Source organism: Escherichia sp. S10b (assembly GCF_028421345.1).
GTDB lineage: Bacteria > Pseudomonadota > Gammaproteobacteria > Enterobacterales > Enterobacteriaceae > ECMA0423.
In genome coordinates this window covers 1-15,816 of the sequence record NZ_JAHZSO010000058.1, presented here as the reverse complement: position 1 = coordinate 15,816, position 15,816 = coordinate 1, and the positions used below count along the sequence as shown (strand labels likewise).

Sequence of the window (15,816 nt, the reverse complement as noted above, 5' to 3'; positions counted from 1 at the left end):
AATGCACAATGAACGGAGGTCCTATGAAACGTTTTAGTCTGGCTATTCTGGCGCTGGTTGTTGCAACCGGCGCACAAGCTGCCAGTGAAAAAGTCGAGATGAACCTCGTCACGTCGCAAGGGGTAGGGCAGTCAATTGGTAGCGTCACCATTACTGAAACCGATAAAGGTCTGGAGTTTTCGCCCGATCTGAAAGCATTACCCCCCGGTGAACATGGCTTCCATATTCATGCCAAGGGAAGCTGCCAGCCAGCCACCAAAGATGGCAAAGCCAGCGCCGCGGAATCCGCAGGCGGGCATCTTGATCCACAAAATACCGGTAAACATGAAGGGCCAGAAGGTGCCGGGCATTTAGGCGATCTGCCTGCACTGGTCGTCAATAATGACGGCAAAGCTACCGATGCCGTCATCGCGCCTCGTCTGAAATCACTGGATGAAATCAAAGACAAAGCGCTGATGGTCCACGTTGGCGGCGATAATATGTCCGATCAACCTAAACCGCTGGGCGGTGGCGGTGAACGCTATGCCTGTGGTGTAATTAAGTAATTAAGAGGCCAGCGTACCTTGCGGTGGTGCTTGCTCAAGTTGCGAAAGCGAGCAGTACAGCCGCCAGACAATTGCCGCCAGCTCACGGGCGGCAGGTTGATGATGACGGGCAAGGCTGTCGCAAATCCGCTGTAATTCTTCAAGTGTGGCCGCCAGTGATTTTTGCTGAACGCCACGCTCACTCATCACTCCCCGCAACAGTGAAATACAGTTATCCCGTACTCGCGATAACGGATCGGAACGCGATTCCCAGTCGCGCAATTGCCAGACAACATGAGAACAGTTCAGCAGCACTACACCCCAGCGTAATAACCAACGGCGAGCCAGCGCATCCTGGCTGTTACTCAACTGACTGACGTGATGATAAGTGAGCGATTCAAATTCGCTTTCACTCAGTGTTGGATGGCGGCTTAGCTGATCGACAAAATCCCGGCGCAGCGCGCGAATATGGCGGCGGCTTTTACGAGCATCCGATCCTGGACGCAGAATGGCGAACGCTAGCCAAGCCAGCGCAACGCCAACGATTTTTGCCAGATTATCGTTAAGAAAATCAGCAAAATCATACACCGGGGGATTAGTGACAGCGATAAACGAACCCATAAAAACAATCAGTTGCCCCCACAGTGCGGCAAATTTGGGCATCTGCAATTTAAGAAGCTGCATTGTCGCCAGCAGTGGAAAGAGAAACAGTAAAAATTGCCACAGATCGCTAATCTGGACCATCAGGCCAAATTTGACCACAAAGCTGAATAGCGAAAGTAACACCAGCGTGCGCATCAGCAGTGACAACGACTTAAACGGTGCTGCGACGGCGGAGTAGAGTACGCAGCTAATTGCTGCCAGCGTTAATGCATTGGCACCGGCATCCCATTGCGATGCAATACTCCATGCGCCAATCATCATCAACGTACAAAATGTACGCAGCCCGCTCCACATAGCTTCGGCGTTGTCGGTATGACGAGCCAGAGCGGATGTCCGTGCGAGTCTGGCATGATCATCTACACCGCTTTGCAGACGATGTAATTCCTGACTACTTTGCAGATAAAGGCGGCAAAAATAACGTAGTCGCTGCCAGAAGGCGACGTGCCGGTAGTCGGCGACGTTGGTCGGGCGTAGCGGGGCGATAATACGTGCGACGGTGTAAGCATCTGTTTGCGAACTGGCGAGCGCCGTCAGCAATTGTTCGAGAATTTCTCGCGTGGCACCTGGCGGTGAGGGCCAGTTGAGCAACATACGTCGCAGGCTGGAGATGACACTGGTCATACGTAATTGCTGGTGGAGTAGCGCATTAAGGCGCGCGTTTTGCTGGCGAAAACGATAGTGGCTCCAGAAAGCCTGGATACGCAGCAAATTCATGGTCAGTATCTGCCCAATCACCCCCTCATGTGCTGCACGAATGGCATCGTTTGTTTCAGGCTGCCAGAGTAAACTGGCATGTTCCAGTAATCGGGCGTGCATGTTTTTCAATGCGGTTAAAAGGGCTGTAGCATCGGAACTGCTAGGCAGGATCATCATCATCATGCCGCCGCACAAAATACCGACTATCACCTCGCAAACGCGCGCCTGAGCGATATCCCACAGCTGGCTGGCCTCAGTAATATTAACCATCGGAAAGGCGATGATGGCAGCCGTGTAGCCCGCCAGTTGAAATGCATACGCGACGTTATTCGTGAAGTGCGCACAGGCCCAGGTACAAAAGCCAAGCCACGCCGACATGCTCAATAGAAAAAACCACGGCTCATTGAGCGTATGCCCGGCAAGAAGCAGTGCCGCAATGGCTCCCAGTAAACTGCCAGCGATGCGTCCGAGGCTTTTGCTGATGACACCGCCAACGGTGGGAAAGCTAACCACTGCAGCCGAGGTCATCGCCCAATAGGGTTCATCCAGATTCAAATAATAGGCAACCGTCAGCGCCAGACACATGGCAATGGTATTGCGTAACGCATAACGCCATTGCGCCAGCGTGGCCTTGAACCAGGGCAAATTGCGCAAGGACCATGACGATGCGTTCATTATTGACCTACGGCAATGCTACAGGTGGTGCCCGACACCAGCGTGACATCGCCTGGAACTTTATCCAGCGCAAAGCGGACGGGAACGCGTTGGGCGAGACGAACCCAGGGGACGTTAGGTTTCACATCCGGAATAAGGCTTGAGTCACTTTCAACGCTTTGATCATAAATCGCCCGACCGATACTGGAAACGTGACCCCGTAACGTTTTGTTATCACTATAGAGAGTAATTTGTGCTGGTGCACCTTCGCGGATATGGCGCAACTTGGTTTCTTCAAAATAACCAATGACGTAAAACGAGTGGCTGTCGACAAGGGCAAACAGCGGTTTCCCGGTGTCAGCGTAATCGCCGATGCGGGTAGTGAGGTTAGTCACCCAACCACTCACCGGGGCGCGAATTTCCGTTTGCGCCAGTTGCCATTGTGTCTGTTTCAGCGTGGCCTGTGCGGCATTAACACTGGCCTGCATCGCTTTAACATTGAGGTTAGCGGTATCGAGTTCTTCGGCAGAAATAAAATTTTGTGAGAGATGACGACGACGATTCGCTTCGTTATTGGCTTTTGCGAGGTCAGATTGCGCTTTCGCCAGCTGAGCCTGTGCGTTCAGCTCGGCGATCTGAAAGGGCGTTTTATCGATCGTGAGCAGAAGATCCCCCGCGTTAACCAGTTGGTTGTCTTTTATATTCAGCTCAACAATACGTCCCGACACCTGTGGGGTGATAGAAACCTTTTCTGCGCGTATTTTCCCGTCGCGTGTCCACGGAGATTGCATGTAATAATTCCACAGCCACCATCCGGCAAGAACCGCAACTATCGCTACAATGATTGTTGAGAAATACTTAATTGTTTTAATTGACATAGTTACCACGCAATCAGTATTGCCAGAGCAAGGCAAACGCAAATCGCAAACAGCGATAAATCCATTAACAAGGGATGCCAGATGTCACCGGCGTAGATCCAGCCACGAAGCAGGCGGTGTACGACAAGCCAGATGACGAATCCAAACGCGAAGGCTTTGAAAAACGGAGGAAAATAGACGGACGCACCGAACACCAGATCTTGTAAGGGCAATCCTGTTGCATTGAGCATAAACTTCACAAAGTAGATTCCTTTACGACCGAATATATTGCGTTAGATTAATAAATATTCTTTAAGTGCGAAAAATTTACGCGCAATTTCTGAAAAATATGTCTGACGGTAACCAAATGCAGCAATACATTTGTTTTAGCAATACAATTGCTGCACACTATTCTAAAAGCCGCATAATATCTTAGCAAGCTAATTATAAGGAGATGAAATTGGAATCGCCACTAGGTTCTGATCTGGCACGGTTGGTGCGCATATGGCGTGCTCTGATAGACCATCGCCTGAAACCGCTGGAGTTAACACAAACCCATTGGGTTACGTTACACAATATCCATCAGTTACCTCCAGACCAGTCGCAAATTCAACTGGCAAAAGCGATTGGCATCGAGCAGCCATCACTGGTCCGTACTCTGGACCAACTGGAAGAAAAAGGGTTAATTTCGCGTCAAACTTGTGCCAGCGATCGTCGGGCTAAACGTATTAAACTGACGGAAAAGGCAGAGCCACTGATCAGCGAAATGGAAGCTGTTATTAACAAAACCCGCGCGGAAATATTACATGGCATCTCCGCAGAGGAACTGGAGCAACTGATTACGCTCATCGCAAAACTTGAGCATAATATCATTGAGTTACAGGCCAAAGGGTGAAATGAAGGGGGCGTGTGGTCAGTAACCTGACCACACGCAAACTTATTTAGCGCGGAGAAACGGTCACCTGACTGCCATTGCTGGCCAGTACGACACGTTGGCCCGGAGAGAAACGAGTGTTGCCTTGTTTCTGTACCACCATGATGGTATTACCATCGTCTTTACGAATTTCCAGCTCGACACCCTGCGTTTTGTTCATTGCACTCTGTACGCCCTGACCAGCTACGCCACCTGCAACAGCGCCTGCTGCAGTAGCCAGAGAACGCCCGGTTCCGCCACCAACAGTATTCCCCAGGAAACCACCAAGAACAGCACCGCCAATTGCACCGATAACGTTGGAATCATCACCGCCCTGAATCTGTACCGGACGTACGTTAACGATGGTGCCATAGCTGACATTCTGTACTTGTTTCGCTTCAGAAGCGGTATAAACATCCCCTGACAGGGTGTCGTTATTAACACAACCGACAAGAGACAGACCTACCATTGAAACAACCAATACGCGTTTAATCATTGAAAAATCTCCTGTTCACCATGAAACGCCACGCAAGCATCCCTCATGGTCAAAGTATATGGCATATGTGAATCCATGGTTACATGTTCTACCAAATATGAGCAAATCATAATGAAAGTAGGATCAACCAATTATAAACAAAACATTCATTATGATTATTGATTTGAAGATAATGTTTTACTACCAACGGTAAAAATCGGTCATTCCGCATGGTATTCACGAAAAGTTTATGTTTGAGTGGTGCGCAAACGTCAGATTGAAAAAGGATGAACTATGAAATCGGGCCGCTTTATTGGCGTTATGTCAGGCACCAGCCTTGATGGTGTTGATGTTGTGTTGGCGACAATAGATGAACACCGGGTCGCACAGCTGGCAAGCTTGAGCTGGCCGATCCCGGTGTCTCTGAAACAGGCTGTACTGGATATTTGCCAGGGCCAGCAGCTTACACTTTCGCAGTTTGGACAGCTTGATACTCAACTCGGGCGACTTTTTGCTGATGCGGTCAATGCCTTGCTTAAGGAACAAAACCTGCAGGCGAGAGATATAGTTGCGATCGGCTGTCACGGTCAAACCGTCTGGCATGAACCGACGGGCGTGGCACCACACACTTTACAGATTGGCGATAACAATCAAATTGTGGCACGCACCGGAATTACGGTTGTCGGTGATTTTCGCCGTCGCGATATTGCCTTGGGAGGACAAGGCGCACCGCTGGTACCTGCGTTCCATCATGCCTTGCTGGCTCACCCAACCGAGCGACGAATGGTGCTCAATATTGGCGGCATCGCCAATCTGTCACTGCTCATTCCTGGGCAGCCGGTTGGCGGCTACGATACCGGTCCTGGTAACATGCTGATGGATGCCTGGATCTGGCGTCAGGCCGGTAAACCTTACGATAAAGATGCCGAGTGGGCACGGGCGGGTAAAGTTATTCTCCCACTGCTGCAAAATATGCTCAGCGACCCATATTTCTCGCAACCTGCACCGAAAAGCACCGGACGCGAATACTTTAACTACGGCTGGCTGGAGCGCCATTTACGCCATTTTCCGGGTGTTGATCCCCGTGATGTTCAGGCCACACTGGCAGAACTCACCGCCGTGACCATTTCTGAACAAGTTTTGTTGAGCGGTGGCTGCGAACGATTGATGGTATGTGGTGGAGGTAGTCGTAATCCGCTACTCATGGCGCGTCTGGCGGCATTACTGCCAGGCACAGAAGTCACCACCACCGATGCCGTTGGCATTAGTGGCGATGACATGGAAGCATTGGCTTTCGCCTGGCTTGCCTGGCGGACGCTGGCGGGATTACCAGGAAATCTGCCTTCCGTCACTGGCGCAAGCCAGGAGACGGTACTGGGGGCTATTTTCCCTGCTAACCCGTGATATCAGAGTTAACTGAATTTTTCTTACCGCGTCTGCCGTTACACTTGGAACGTTAGGGAGGGCGTATTGCCCTCCAGACCAGGAAAGTCTTCGGGAAATGTCTATGAAAAAACTGTTACTGATCTGTTTGCCGGTGCTTCTCACCGGCTGTAGCGCGTTCAATCAACTGGTTGAGCACATGCAAACCGCTACGCTGGAATACCAGTGTGATGAAAAACCGTTGACGGTCAAACTGAATAATCCGCGCCAGGAAGTCAGTTTTGTTTACGATAATCAACTACTGCATCTCAAACAGGGCATTTCAGCGTCTGGTGCACGTTACACTGACGGAATCTATGTTTTCTGGTCGAAAGGCGATGAAGCGACTGTCTATAAACGCGACCGCATCGTATTGAATAACTGTCAGTTACAAAATCCACAGCGTTGAGATTTTTCCAGGGGCGGCGCACAATAGCGTCACCCACTGACAATCCGTAAAGAAAACCATGTCTGATAACGACGAATTGCAGCAAATCGCGCATCTGCGCCGTGAATACACCAAAGGCGGGTTACGCCGTCGCGATCTTCCCGCCGATCCATTAACCCTTTTTGAACGTTGGCTCTCTCAGGCGTGTGAAGCCAAACTGGCAGACCCTACCGCGATGGTGGTCGCTACCGTGGATGAACATGCTCAGCCTTATCAGCGCATCGTTTTACTCAAACATTACGACGAAAAAGGCATGGTGTTTTACACCAACCTCGGTAGCCGTAAAGCACATCAAATTGAAAATAATCCGCGCGTTAGCCTGCTGTTCCCGTGGCATACCCTTGAACGCCAGGTGATGGTGATCGGTAAAGCAGAACGACTTTCGACTCTCGAAGTGATGAAATATTTTCATAGCCGCCCGCGTGATAGCCAGATTGGTGCATGGGTTTCGAAGCAGTCCAGTCGCATTTCTGCCCGCGGTATCCTTGAAAGTAAATTCCTGGAGCTGAAGCAGAAGTTTCAACAGGGCGAAGTGCCATTGCCGAGCTTTTGGGGCGGTTTTCGCGTCAGCCTTGAACAGATTGAGTTCTGGCAGGGCGGTGAGCATCGCCTGCATGACCGCTTTTTGTACCAGCGTGAAAATGATGCGTGGAAGATTGATCGTCTTGCACCCTGAAAAGATGCAAAAATCTTGCTTTAATCGCTGGTACTCCTGATTCTGGCACTTTATTCTATGTCTCTTTCGCATCTGGCGAAAAGTCGTGTACCGGCAAAGGTGCAGTCGTTATATACATGGAGATTTTGATGGCAAGCAGTAACTTGATTAAACAATTGCAAGAGCGGGGGCTGGTAGCCCAGGTGACGGACGAGGAAGCGTTAGCAGAGCGACTGGCGCAAGGCCCGATCGCGCTCTATTGCGGCTTCGATCCTACCGCTGACAGCTTGCATTTGGGGCATCTTGTTCCATTGTTATGCCTGAAACGCTTCCAGCAGGCGGGCCACAAGCCGGTTGCGCTGGTAGGCGGCGCGACGGGTCTGATTGGCGACCCGAGCTTCAAAGCTGCCGAGCGTAAGCTGAACACCGAAGAAACTGTTCAGGAGTGGGTGGACAAAATCCGTAAGCAGGTTGCCCCGTTCCTCGATTTCGACTGTGGAGAAAACTCTGCTATCGCGGCGAACAACTATGACTGGTTCGGCAATATGAATGTGCTGACCTTCCTGCGCGATATTGGCAAACACTTCTCCGTTAACCAGATGATCAACAAAGAAGCGGTTAAGCAGCGTCTCAACCGTGAAGATCAGGGGATTTCGTTCACTGAGTTTTCCTACAACCTGTTGCAGGGTTATGACTTCGCCTGTCTGAACAAACAGTACGATGTGGTGCTGCAAATTGGTGGTTCTGACCAGTGGGGTAACATCACTTCTGGTATCGACCTGACCCGTCGTCTGCATCAGAATCAGGTGTTTGGCCTGACCGTTCCGCTGATCACCAAAGCAGACGGCACCAAATTTGGTAAAACTGAAGGCGGCGCAGTCTGGTTGGATCCGAAGAAAACCAGCCCGTACAAATTCTACCAGTTCTGGATCAACACTGCGGATGCCGACGTTTACCGCTTCCTGAAGTTCTTCACCTTTATGAGCATTGAAGAGATCAACGCCCTGGAAGAAGAAGATAAAAACAGCGGTAAAGCACCGCGCGCCCAGTATGTACTGGCGGAGCAGGTGACTCGTCTGGTTCACGGTGAAGAAGGTTTACAGGCGGCAAAACGTATTACCGAATGCCTGTTCAGCGGTTCTTTGAGTGCGCTGAGTGAAGCGGACTTCGAACAGCTGGCGCAGGACGGCGTACCGATGGTTGAGATGGAAAAGGGCGCAGACCTGATGCAGGCGCTGGTCGATTCTGAACTGCAACCTTCCCGTGGTCAGGCGCGTAAAACTATCGCCTCCAATGCCATCACCATTAACGGTGAAAAACAGTCCGATCCTGAATACTTCTTTAAAGAAGAAGATCGTCTGTTTGGTCGTTTTACCTTACTGCGTCGCGGCAAAAAGAATTACTGTCTGATTTGCTGGAAATAATGCATTAAGTGGAAAGGGGGAGTGAGAAATCACTCCCCCTGGTTTTTATACAGGGAACATGATGAAAAATATTCTCGCTATCCAGTCTCACGTTGTTTATGGTCATGCGGGTAACAGTGCGGCAGAGTTTCCTATGCGCCGCCTGGGCGCGAACGTCTGGCCGCTGAACACCGTTCAATTTTCTAATCACACCCAATACGGCAAATGGACTGGCTGCGTGATGCCGCCCGGCCATTTAACCGAAATTGTGCAAGGCATTGCCGCCATTGATAAATTACACACCTGTGATGCCGTGTTAAGTGGCTATCTGGGATCGGCGGAGCAGGGTGAACATATCCTCGGTATCGTCCGTCAGGTGAAAGCCGCGAATCCGCAGGCGAAATATTTTTGCGATCCGGTAATGGGTCATCCGGAAAAAGGCTGTATCGTTGCACCGGGTGTCGCAGAGTTTCATGTGCGGCACGGTTTGCCTGCCAGCGATATCATTGCGCCGAATCTGGTTGAGCTGGAAATACTCTGTGAGCATGCGGTAAATAACGTCGAAGAAGCGGTTCTGGCAGCGCGCGAACTCATTGCGCAAGGGCCACAAATTGTGTTGGTTAAACACCTGGCGCGAGCTGGCTACAGCCGTGACCGTTTTGAAATGCTGCTGGTCACCGCCGATGAAGCCTGGCATATCAGCCGTCCGCTGGTGGATTTTGGTATGCGCCAGCCGGTAGGTGTTGGTGATGTGACGAGCGGTTTACTGCTGGTGAAACTGCTTCAGGGGGCAACGCTGCAGGAGGCGCTGGAACATGTGACCGCTGCAGTCTACGAAATCATGGTGACCACCAAAGCAATGCAGGAATATGAGCTGCAAGTGGTGGCTGCTCAGGATCGTATTGCCAAACCAGAACATTACTTCAGCGCAACAAAGCTCTGAAATATCTCATTTCGGCCCACAACGACCTGTGGGCCGATGGATATTACTTTAAGCCTTCCGCTGACAGCGCGTCTTGTACTTCCGGACGTTCAGCCATACGTTGCATAAATGCTGCAATGTGCTCTAACCCTTCCAGATTCAGTTTCACCGCGTATGCCCAGCGCAGAACCGTAAACAGATAGGCATCAGCAATTGTAAATCTTTGCCCGCAGATCCAGTGCTCATCCTTCAGTGCCTCGTTCACATATTGCAGCTTCTTCTCCAGCTGCGCGCGAACTGTCGGTTTGTACTCTTCCGGTGTATCAGGGCGAAACAGAGGTGTGAAACCTTTATGCAGCTCGGTGGCGATGTAATTAAGCCATTCGATGGTTTTATAGCGGGAAATACTGTTTACCGGTGCCAGCAACTGGCGGTCGGGGACGCTGTCGGCAAGATACTGCATAATCGCTACGCCTTCCGTCAGCAAAGTACCGTCATCCAGCAGCAATGCAGGCACCTGCCCCTTAGGGTTAACGGCAAAGTAATCGTCACCGTTTTCGAGACGTTTTTTCATTAAATCCACACTGACGAGGGTAAAATCCTTTCCGCTCTCACGCAGGGTGATATGGGAAGCGAGAGAGCAGGCACCCGGTTTGTAGAACAATTTCATCGGTAACTCCTTTTGTCTGTGGTTTAAAGTATGGTAGTGCGTTGCTGAACAAAAAAAAAGCCGCTAACGAAAAGTTAGCGGCTTGTAAAAGAGTTTCCCTGAATTTTACGCTACAGCAGCTTTCGCCGCTTTGTCTGCAGCGTCATCCTGCGTCATACGGTGCAGTTTAGGCGCGGTCAGCAGCATCAGTACTGCAATAATGGCAGTAGCGACACCAATCTGCAAGAATACGCGACCATAAACTTCCAGTGACATCAGCGGGTCGGTAACGTTATCCGGCACAGCCATCATACCCGCAACATAACCACCAATCAGGTTTGCACCGGCAGTGGTCAGGAACCAGCTACCCATAATGAAGCCCATCAGACGCTGCGGAACGAGTTGTGCAACCATTGCCAGACCCAGACCAGAGATCATCAGTTCCCCGATGCTCTGCAGGCCATAGCTTGCGACCAGCCAGCTTACAGACACGATACCAGCGTCAGACGCGAATTTCGCACCCAGCGGCAGAATCAGGAACGCACCAGAACACATCACCATGCCGATTGCAAACTTGGTTGGCATCGGCAGGGTATCGCCCATCTTGTTATAGATAGCGGCCAGAATCGGACTACCGATGATGATCCAGAACGGGTTCAGTGCCTGATACTGCTCAGGTTCTACGGCCAGACCCAGAATGGAGTGCTCAACGTTACGAATCGCAAAGAAGTTCAGTGACGTTGGCATCTGGCTGTACAGCACGAAGAAGATAATGGCTTCGAGCATCAGGATGAAGGCAACGATCATTTTACGACGCGCAGCACCTTTCATCGCGAAGGCTTCTTTACCGAAGATAACCACGATACCGAAGGCAACAACGCCCAGCGCCATACGCGCAACTTCCTGATTGTGCAGCAGCCAGGTGGCGATAGCGATCAGTGCCACAACACCAATAATGGTCAGCAGCAGGTTACGGTAGTTGATAGGCTCGAAGTCTGGTTTTGAACCGTACTGTTTAACCCAGCGTTGGCAGAAGGCGAAGTTAACGATAGTGATCAGCAGGCCTACAACGCTCAACGCAAACGCAACACTCCAGCCGTATTTCGCGGCCAGCCACGGCGTAGCAATCATAGAGAAGAAAGAGCCGATGTTGACGGACATGTAGTACATGGTGAATGCACCGTCCAGACGCGGGTCGTTTTTCTCATAGCATGTAGAAAGCAGAGAAGACGGGTTAGCTTTAAACAGGCCGTTACCGACCGCAATAGCCGCCATACCCATATAAACGATACCGGCGTCGTGACCAGACCAGGCAACCAGAGCATAACCAATCGCCAGCACAATAGCGCCGAGCATAATTACGCGTTTAGTACCCAGTACCTTGTCACCTAACCAGCCGCCGATAGCGACCAGACCATAAACCAGGGCACTAAAGGAAGAGAAAAGGGTGATTGAATCCGCTTCAGACATACCCAGTTGTTTAACCAGGTAAACAGCCATAATTCCTTGTAGGCCGTAATAACCAAAACGTTCCCATAACTCAATCGAGAAGATGAGATAGAACGCCTTCGGTTGTTTGAAAGCGTTCAAACTGACGCTTTCAGTTGGTTTTTGGTTTGCAGTGGACACTTTTACCTCTTTTTTTACATCCCATATTAACGGGGGTGCTTTCTCGCGTTATGTCTAAAAAACATACGCGCAATTGTTATAGTGGGAGGGGAAACGGCAGGTAATGTTCACTATCTTGCACTTTCAGACAAGTCCTTTGTAATAATCTGTTACATATAACTGAGGCGGGGAATTCAACCATTCCGGGAAATGTTATCCAGCGTTAAATTTTTCAAAAAACGTAACGGCAGATTTTTTCACTGCACTGAGAGGGGGGTGATGGCTTAACGGCGATATGTTCTGCTATTTAGCGTTTTTCCTAGTGAGATAGTCCAGTTTCTGAAAAATAGCCAGTGTAATGTTTTGTAGGTCAATATTTGTTGCGTGTGTAAATTTAAATGATTTTAACCTGATTCTTGCAATGTTTTTACATTGCCACAGCATCGTGATCTTGATCACGAATGAATAGAAAATTTCGCTATTAAAAAAACAATTAACCTGCATTTTTGGTTATCCGCAAACGGATCACCTGATGGTAACGCTAAGCAATGGCATCATTGACGTTAAAAAGATGTTTTAAAAGAGGATAAAGAAAGGTTATCAATGGGGTAATCGGTGTTACCCCTTTTCTTCAGATGTCAACTTTCTCTTTGTATTCACAAAGATCTTCAATAATACAAGAGCCACAGCGGGGCTTGCGGGCAATGCAGGTATAACGCCCGTGCAGGATCAACCAATGGTGGCAGTCGACTTTAAACTCTGCCGGAACCACTTTCAGTAGCTTTTCTTCTACCTGTTCGACGTTTTTCCCCGGCGCAAATTGAGTACGATTACAAACGCGGAAAATGTGCGTGTCGACAGCAATAGTCGGCCAGCCGAATGCAGTGTTTAATACGACGTTGGCTGTTTTACGACCTACGCCGGGCAGGGCTTCAAGCGCAGCACGATCTTCCGGAACCTCGCCATTATGCTGCTCCAGCAAGATACGGCAGGTTTTGATGATATTTTCTGCTTTGCTGTTATAAAGCCCAATCGTTTTGATATAGGTTTTCACCCCTTCAACGCCCAGTTCAAGCATCGCTGCAGGCGTATTCGCCACCGGGTAGAGTTTCGCCGTCGCCTTATTAACACTGACATCGGTCGCCTGAGCGGAAAGCAGTACGGCAATCAGCAATTCAAAAGGCGAACTGAAATTAAGCTCGGTGGTGGGATGAGGATTGTTCTCACGCAGGCGAGTGAGGATCTCCAGGCGTTTTGCTTTGTTCATCAGACATTCCCTGTTTCACCGTTTGGCAATGCACGTTCGGCAGCTGCTTCAGTACGGCGCTTTTTCATTCTTTCATCAATCAGGTATTTTCCTGCCAGCATCAGTCCCAGGCCAATAAATGCACCTGGAGGCAGCATCGCCAGCAGGAAAGGGGAGTCGGTGTGGAAAATTTCCACGCGTAATACTTTTGCCCAGCTACCTAACAGCGCATCTGCACCGTCAAACAATGTGCCATTGCCGATAATTTCGCGTAGTGAACCCAGCACGAACATGGCGCAGGTTGCGCCCATACCAATTGAAAAGCCGTCCAGTGCCGAAAGCGCCGGACCTTTTTTGGCGGCGAAGGCTTCAGCGCGGCCCACAACGATACAGTTAGTGACAATCAGCGGAATAAAAATCCCTAATGATTGATACAGGCCAAAGGCGTAGGCGTTGATCAGCATCTGTACAGCGCTGACCACCGAGGCGATGATCATCACGTAAATGGGAATGCGGATCTCGGCTGGCGTCCAGTGACGCAGCGTCGAAATGGTCAGGTTGGTCAGCGTCAGTACCAGCGTAGTCGCAAGTCCTAAACCCAGAGCGTTAGTGGCAGTGGACGTGACCGCCAACAGAGGACAAAGGCCGAGCAACTGGACCAGCGCAGAGTTGTTTTTCCACAACCCCTGAACAATAACGTCTTTAATTTCGCTCACGCTTTATTCTCCACAGGCAGGAAGTTGAGAAAGTTGTGCCGGTAACGTCTGAGCGTACAATCCGGCGCGTTTTACCGCATTAACCACCGCGCGGGGAGTAATCGTCGCGCCGGTGAACTGGTCGAAATCACCACCATCTTTCTTCACCGCCCAGTGCGCATCATCTGCACCACTGATTTTTTTACCCGCAAAATGGGTGATCCAGTCAGAAAGGCGCAGTTCGATTTTATCGCCAAGCCCTGGCGTTTCGTGGTGCTCTGTCACGCGCGTGCCAAGTACCGTGCCGTTAAAATCGGCTCCCACCAGCAGCTGAATCGCACCGGAATAGCCATCTGGCGCGGTTGCTTCCAGAACGGCGGCTACCGGTTTGTCATCCTGTTTGGCGATGTAAACCCGATGCTCACCTTTACCTAACTCTGGCGCAGTTACCAGATAGCAACTCTGTGCCAGCGCATTGTTATAGCGTTCGGCTGGCAGCACCTGATCAAATAATGCCTTTTGTTGCAGACTGGCCTGTTCAGCAATCGTCGTTTTGGTCATCTGGTTGATGGCCGCAGTTAACCCTGTTGAACCCGCTGCAAATAGCGCTAACGTAATGCCGTGTTTTCGGATAGTTTTCAGCATGGTTTACCCTTTGCGATGGCCGTAGACGCGCGGACGCGTGTAGTAATCGATCAGAGGAACCGTGATGTTCGCCAGCAGGACGGCAAAAGCCACGCCGTCAGGATAGCCGCCGAAACTGCGGATCAACCAGACTAATAAGCCCGCAAGCGCGCCGAAAATAAGACGACCACGATTGGTCGTAGAAGCGGTAACCGGGTCAGTCAAAATAAAGAATGCGCCGAGCATGGTCGCACCAGACAGCAGATGAATTTGCGGTGCTGCCAGTGTTTCTGGTGAGAACAACCAGCCCAACGTTGCGCATAACGCCAGCGTTACTAAGAAGCTGAGGGGAATATGCCAGCGAATCGCTTTCTGCCATAGCAACCACAGGCCGCCAGCCAGCCAGGCGAGATTTACCCATTGCCAACCAGCGCCCGCCAGAATACCGCTGTAGATCGGATATTGCATAATCTGTTCAACCGAATGACCGGCACGGACAGAGGTTTTAAATGTATCCAGCGGTGTCGCCTGACTAATGCCATCAATACCTAAGCGTAGTGTGTTCATATCACCACCACTGGCGGTATGCCCGCTGAAAATAACCTGTATGGCGTCGATAAAACCAGGGATGTTGACCGCAATTTCATGTGGCGGTAACCAGCTGGTCATCTGCACCGGGAAGGAGATCAGTAAGACCACATAACCAATCATTGCTGGATTAAACGGGTTTTGCCCCAGACCGCCATACAACTGTTTAGCGATGATCACCGCAAACACCGTACCCAGCACGACCATCCACCATGGCGCGAGGGGGGGAATACTTACCGCCAGCAATAAGCCTGTCAGCAATGCTGAGTTATCTTTCAACGTTGCGGCTACCGACTGCTTGCGTAGTTTGAGTACGAGAGCTTCGGCTAACAGAGCACTAACCGATGCCAACAGGATCTGAACGAGAGTACCCCAACCAAAAAACCACAGTTGCGCTGCGATTCCTGGCACGGCTGCGAGCAACACCAACAGCATAATGCGCGATGTCTGGCGCTGGTTATGGGTATAAGGGGAGCTAGCTATTCTGAATACCATTTAGTCCTCGTTTACAACCTTCTGCTGGGCGGCTTTTTTGGCCTGAGCGCGGGCAATAGCCGCGGCAACTGCCGCTTTGCGCGGATCAACCTGTTCTTCTGGTTCTGCGTTAGTCTGTTGCTGTTCCAGCTTGCGCGCTTTGGCACGGGCAATAGCGGCTTCGACGGCGGCTTTGCGCGGATCAACCTGTTCTTCTGGTTCCGCATTAGCCTGTTGCTGTTCCAGTTTGCGCGCTTTGGCTCGGGCAATAGCGGCTTCGACGGCGGCTTTGCGCGGATC

At 50.7% G+C, this 15,816-nt stretch carries 18 protein-coding genes; 7 read left to right on the top strand and 11 right to left on the bottom strand.

All coding sequences use genetic code 11. The features are described 5' to 3' along the window. Nucleotides 1–23: 23 nt before the first annotated feature. Nucleotides 24–545 carry a superoxide dismutase [Cu-Zn] SodC gene (gene sodC / locus FTE26_RS05545; RefSeq protein ID WP_001296937.1) on the top strand — a complete coding sequence of 174 codons (522 nt, stop codon included), beginning with the start codon at nucleotides 24–26 and terminating at the stop codon, nucleotides 543–545. Here sodC and FTE26_RS05540 read toward each other — a convergent pair whose 3' ends face one another. The 3 genes from FTE26_RS05540 to FTE26_RS05530 are packed head-to-tail and all read right to left on the bottom strand — an operon-like array spanning nucleotide 546 to nucleotide 3,654. Further along, nucleotides 546–2,558 carry an FUSC family protein gene (locus FTE26_RS05540; protein ID WP_000994280.1) on the bottom strand — a complete coding sequence of 671 codons (2,013 nt, stop codon included), beginning with the start codon at nucleotides 2,556–2,558 and terminating at the stop codon, nucleotides 546–548. It abuts the gene before it with no gap. Beyond that, complete coding sequence (locus FTE26_RS05535; RefSeq protein ID WP_001296942.1) at nucleotides 2,558–3,415, bottom strand: efflux RND transporter periplasmic adaptor subunit; 858 nt, start codon at nucleotides 3,413–3,415, stop codon at nucleotides 2,558–2,560. Before FTE26_RS05535 ends, FTE26_RS05540 begins: the two co-directional genes overlap by 1 nt. A gap of 2 nt (nucleotides 3,416–3,417) precedes the next feature. Beyond that, nucleotides 3,418–3,654, bottom strand: a complete 237-nt coding sequence (locus FTE26_RS05530) for a DUF1656 domain-containing protein (protein ID WP_000670998.1) — start codon at nucleotides 3,652–3,654, stop codon at nucleotides 3,418–3,420. A gap of 200 nt (nucleotides 3,655–3,854) precedes the next feature. Between FTE26_RS05530 and slyA the strand changes: the two genes are divergently transcribed. Continuing rightward, a complete protein-coding gene (gene slyA, locus FTE26_RS05525) occupies nucleotides 3,855–4,289 on the top strand; it encodes a transcriptional regulator SlyA (RefSeq protein ID WP_001296943.1) in 435 nt (144 codons plus the stop codon). Between the two features lie 46 nt (nucleotides 4,290–4,335). Here slyA and slyB read toward each other — a convergent pair whose 3' ends face one another. Continuing rightward, a complete protein-coding gene (slyB, locus tag FTE26_RS05520; protein WP_000597196.1) occupies nucleotides 4,336–4,803 on the bottom strand; it encodes an outer membrane lipoprotein SlyB in 468 nt (155 codons plus the stop codon). A gap of 273 nt (nucleotides 4,804–5,076) precedes the next feature. On the opposite strand from slyB, the gene anmK reads away from it, so the two are divergent. The 5 genes from anmK to pdxY all read left to right on the top strand — a co-directional run bounded on the left by anmK (nucleotide 5,077) and on the right by pdxY (nucleotide 9,653). Next, nucleotides 5,077–6,186, top strand: coding sequence for an anhydro-N-acetylmuramic acid kinase (gene anmK / locus FTE26_RS05515; protein ID WP_000835077.1), 1,110 nt, complete (start codon nucleotides 5,077–5,079; stop codon nucleotides 6,184–6,186). 97 nt (nucleotides 6,187–6,283) lie between these two features. Beyond that, nucleotides 6,284–6,613, top strand: coding sequence for a C-type lysozyme inhibitor (gene mliC, locus FTE26_RS05510; protein WP_000061968.1), 330 nt, complete (start codon nucleotides 6,284–6,286; stop codon nucleotides 6,611–6,613). Between the two features lie 58 nt (nucleotides 6,614–6,671). Next, the gene (gene pdxH / locus FTE26_RS05505; protein WP_001282313.1) at nucleotides 6,672–7,328 is read left to right on the top strand and encodes a pyridoxamine 5'-phosphate oxidase; all 657 of its coding nucleotides are present in this window, start codon (nucleotides 6,672–6,674) and stop codon (nucleotides 7,326–7,328) included. A gap of 128 nt (nucleotides 7,329–7,456) precedes the next feature. After that, nucleotides 7,457–8,731 carry a tyrosine--tRNA ligase gene (tyrS, locus tag FTE26_RS05500; RefSeq protein WP_001367866.1) on the top strand — a complete coding sequence of 425 codons (1,275 nt, stop codon included), beginning with the start codon at nucleotides 7,457–7,459 and terminating at the stop codon, nucleotides 8,729–8,731. Nucleotides 8,732–8,789: 58 nt separating this feature from the next. Next, complete coding sequence (gene pdxY / locus FTE26_RS05495; RefSeq protein WP_001348287.1) at nucleotides 8,790–9,653, top strand: pyridoxal kinase; 864 nt, start codon at nucleotides 8,790–8,792, stop codon at nucleotides 9,651–9,653. A 43-nt stretch (nucleotides 9,654–9,696) separates the two neighbouring features. Here the strand turns inward: pdxY and gstA are convergent, their stop codons facing one another. The 7 genes from gstA to FTE26_RS05460 all read right to left on the bottom strand — a co-directional run. Further along, on the bottom strand, nucleotides 9,697–10,302 hold the full coding sequence (gene gstA, locus FTE26_RS05490; protein WP_000765749.1) for a glutathione transferase GstA: 606 nt from the start codon (nucleotides 10,300–10,302) through the stop codon (nucleotides 9,697–9,699). 105 nt (nucleotides 10,303–10,407) lie between these two features. Further along, nucleotides 10,408–11,910 carry a dipeptide/tripeptide permease DtpA gene (gene dtpA, locus FTE26_RS05485; RefSeq protein WP_000100931.1) on the bottom strand — a complete coding sequence of 501 codons (1,503 nt, stop codon included), beginning with the start codon at nucleotides 11,908–11,910 and terminating at the stop codon, nucleotides 10,408–10,410. Between the two features lie 610 nt (nucleotides 11,911–12,520). Then, nucleotides 12,521–13,156, bottom strand: a complete 636-nt coding sequence (nth, locus tag FTE26_RS05480; protein ID WP_001030339.1) for an endonuclease III — start codon at nucleotides 13,154–13,156, stop codon at nucleotides 12,521–12,523. Beyond that, on the bottom strand, nucleotides 13,156–13,851 hold the full coding sequence (rsxE, locus tag FTE26_RS05475; protein WP_001289657.1) for an electron transport complex subunit RsxE: 696 nt from the start codon (nucleotides 13,849–13,851) through the stop codon (nucleotides 13,156–13,158). Before rsxE ends, nth begins: the two co-directional genes overlap by 1 nt. A gap of 3 nt (nucleotides 13,852–13,854) precedes the next feature. After that, complete coding sequence (gene rsxG, locus FTE26_RS05470) at nucleotides 13,855–14,475, bottom strand: electron transport complex subunit RsxG (protein WP_000920784.1); 621 nt, start codon at nucleotides 14,473–14,475, stop codon at nucleotides 13,855–13,857. 3 nt (nucleotides 14,476–14,478) lie between these two features. Further along, on the bottom strand, nucleotides 14,479–15,537 hold the full coding sequence (gene rsxD, locus FTE26_RS05465; RefSeq protein WP_000231922.1) for an electron transport complex subunit RsxD: 1,059 nt from the start codon (nucleotides 15,535–15,537) through the stop codon (nucleotides 14,479–14,481). Beyond that, the coding region (locus tag FTE26_RS05460; RefSeq protein ID WP_001404299.1) for a hypothetical protein at nucleotides 15,538–15,816 on the bottom strand (279 nt) is incomplete at its 5' end.

Bases quoted from the DNA above. Each gene is read 5' to 3' on its own strand.
- slyB (WP_000597196.1), bottom strand. From the start codon at position 4,803: ATGATTAAACGCGTATTGGTTGTTTCAATGGTAGGTCTGTCTCTTGTC.
- nth (WP_001030339.1), bottom strand. From the start codon at position 13,156: ATGAACAAAGCAAAACGCCTGGAGATCCTCACTCGCCTGCGTGAGAAC.
- sodC (WP_001296937.1), top strand. From the start codon at position 24: ATGAAACGTTTTAGTCTGGCTATTCTGGCGCTGGTTGTTGCAACCGGC.
- rsxD (WP_000231922.1), bottom strand. From the start codon at position 15,537: ATGGTATTCAGAATAGCTAGCTCCCCTTATACCCATAACCAGCGCCAG.
- rsxG (WP_000920784.1), bottom strand. From the start codon at position 14,475: ATGCTGAAAACTATCCGAAAACACGGCATTACGTTAGCGCTATTTGCA.
- tyrS (WP_001367866.1), top strand. From the start codon at position 7,457: ATGGCAAGCAGTAACTTGATTAAACAATTGCAAGAGCGGGGGCTGGTA.
- anmK (WP_000835077.1), top strand. From the start codon at position 5,077: ATGAAATCGGGCCGCTTTATTGGCGTTATGTCAGGCACCAGCCTTGAT.
- gstA (WP_000765749.1), bottom strand. From the start codon at position 10,302: ATGAAATTGTTCTACAAACCGGGTGCCTGCTCTCTCGCTTCCCATATC.
- FTE26_RS05540 (WP_000994280.1), bottom strand. From the start codon at position 2,558: ATGAACGCATCGTCATGGTCCTTGCGCAATTTGCCCTGGTTCAAGGCC.
- pdxH (WP_001282313.1), top strand. From the start codon at position 6,672: ATGTCTGATAACGACGAATTGCAGCAAATCGCGCATCTGCGCCGTGAA.
- pdxY (WP_001348287.1), top strand. From the start codon at position 8,790: ATGATGAAAAATATTCTCGCTATCCAGTCTCACGTTGTTTATGGTCAT.
- mliC (WP_000061968.1), top strand. From the start codon at position 6,284: ATGTCTATGAAAAAACTGTTACTGATCTGTTTGCCGGTGCTTCTCACC.
- FTE26_RS05535 (WP_001296942.1), bottom strand. From the start codon at position 3,415: ATGTCAATTAAAACAATTAAGTATTTCTCAACAATCATTGTAGCGATA.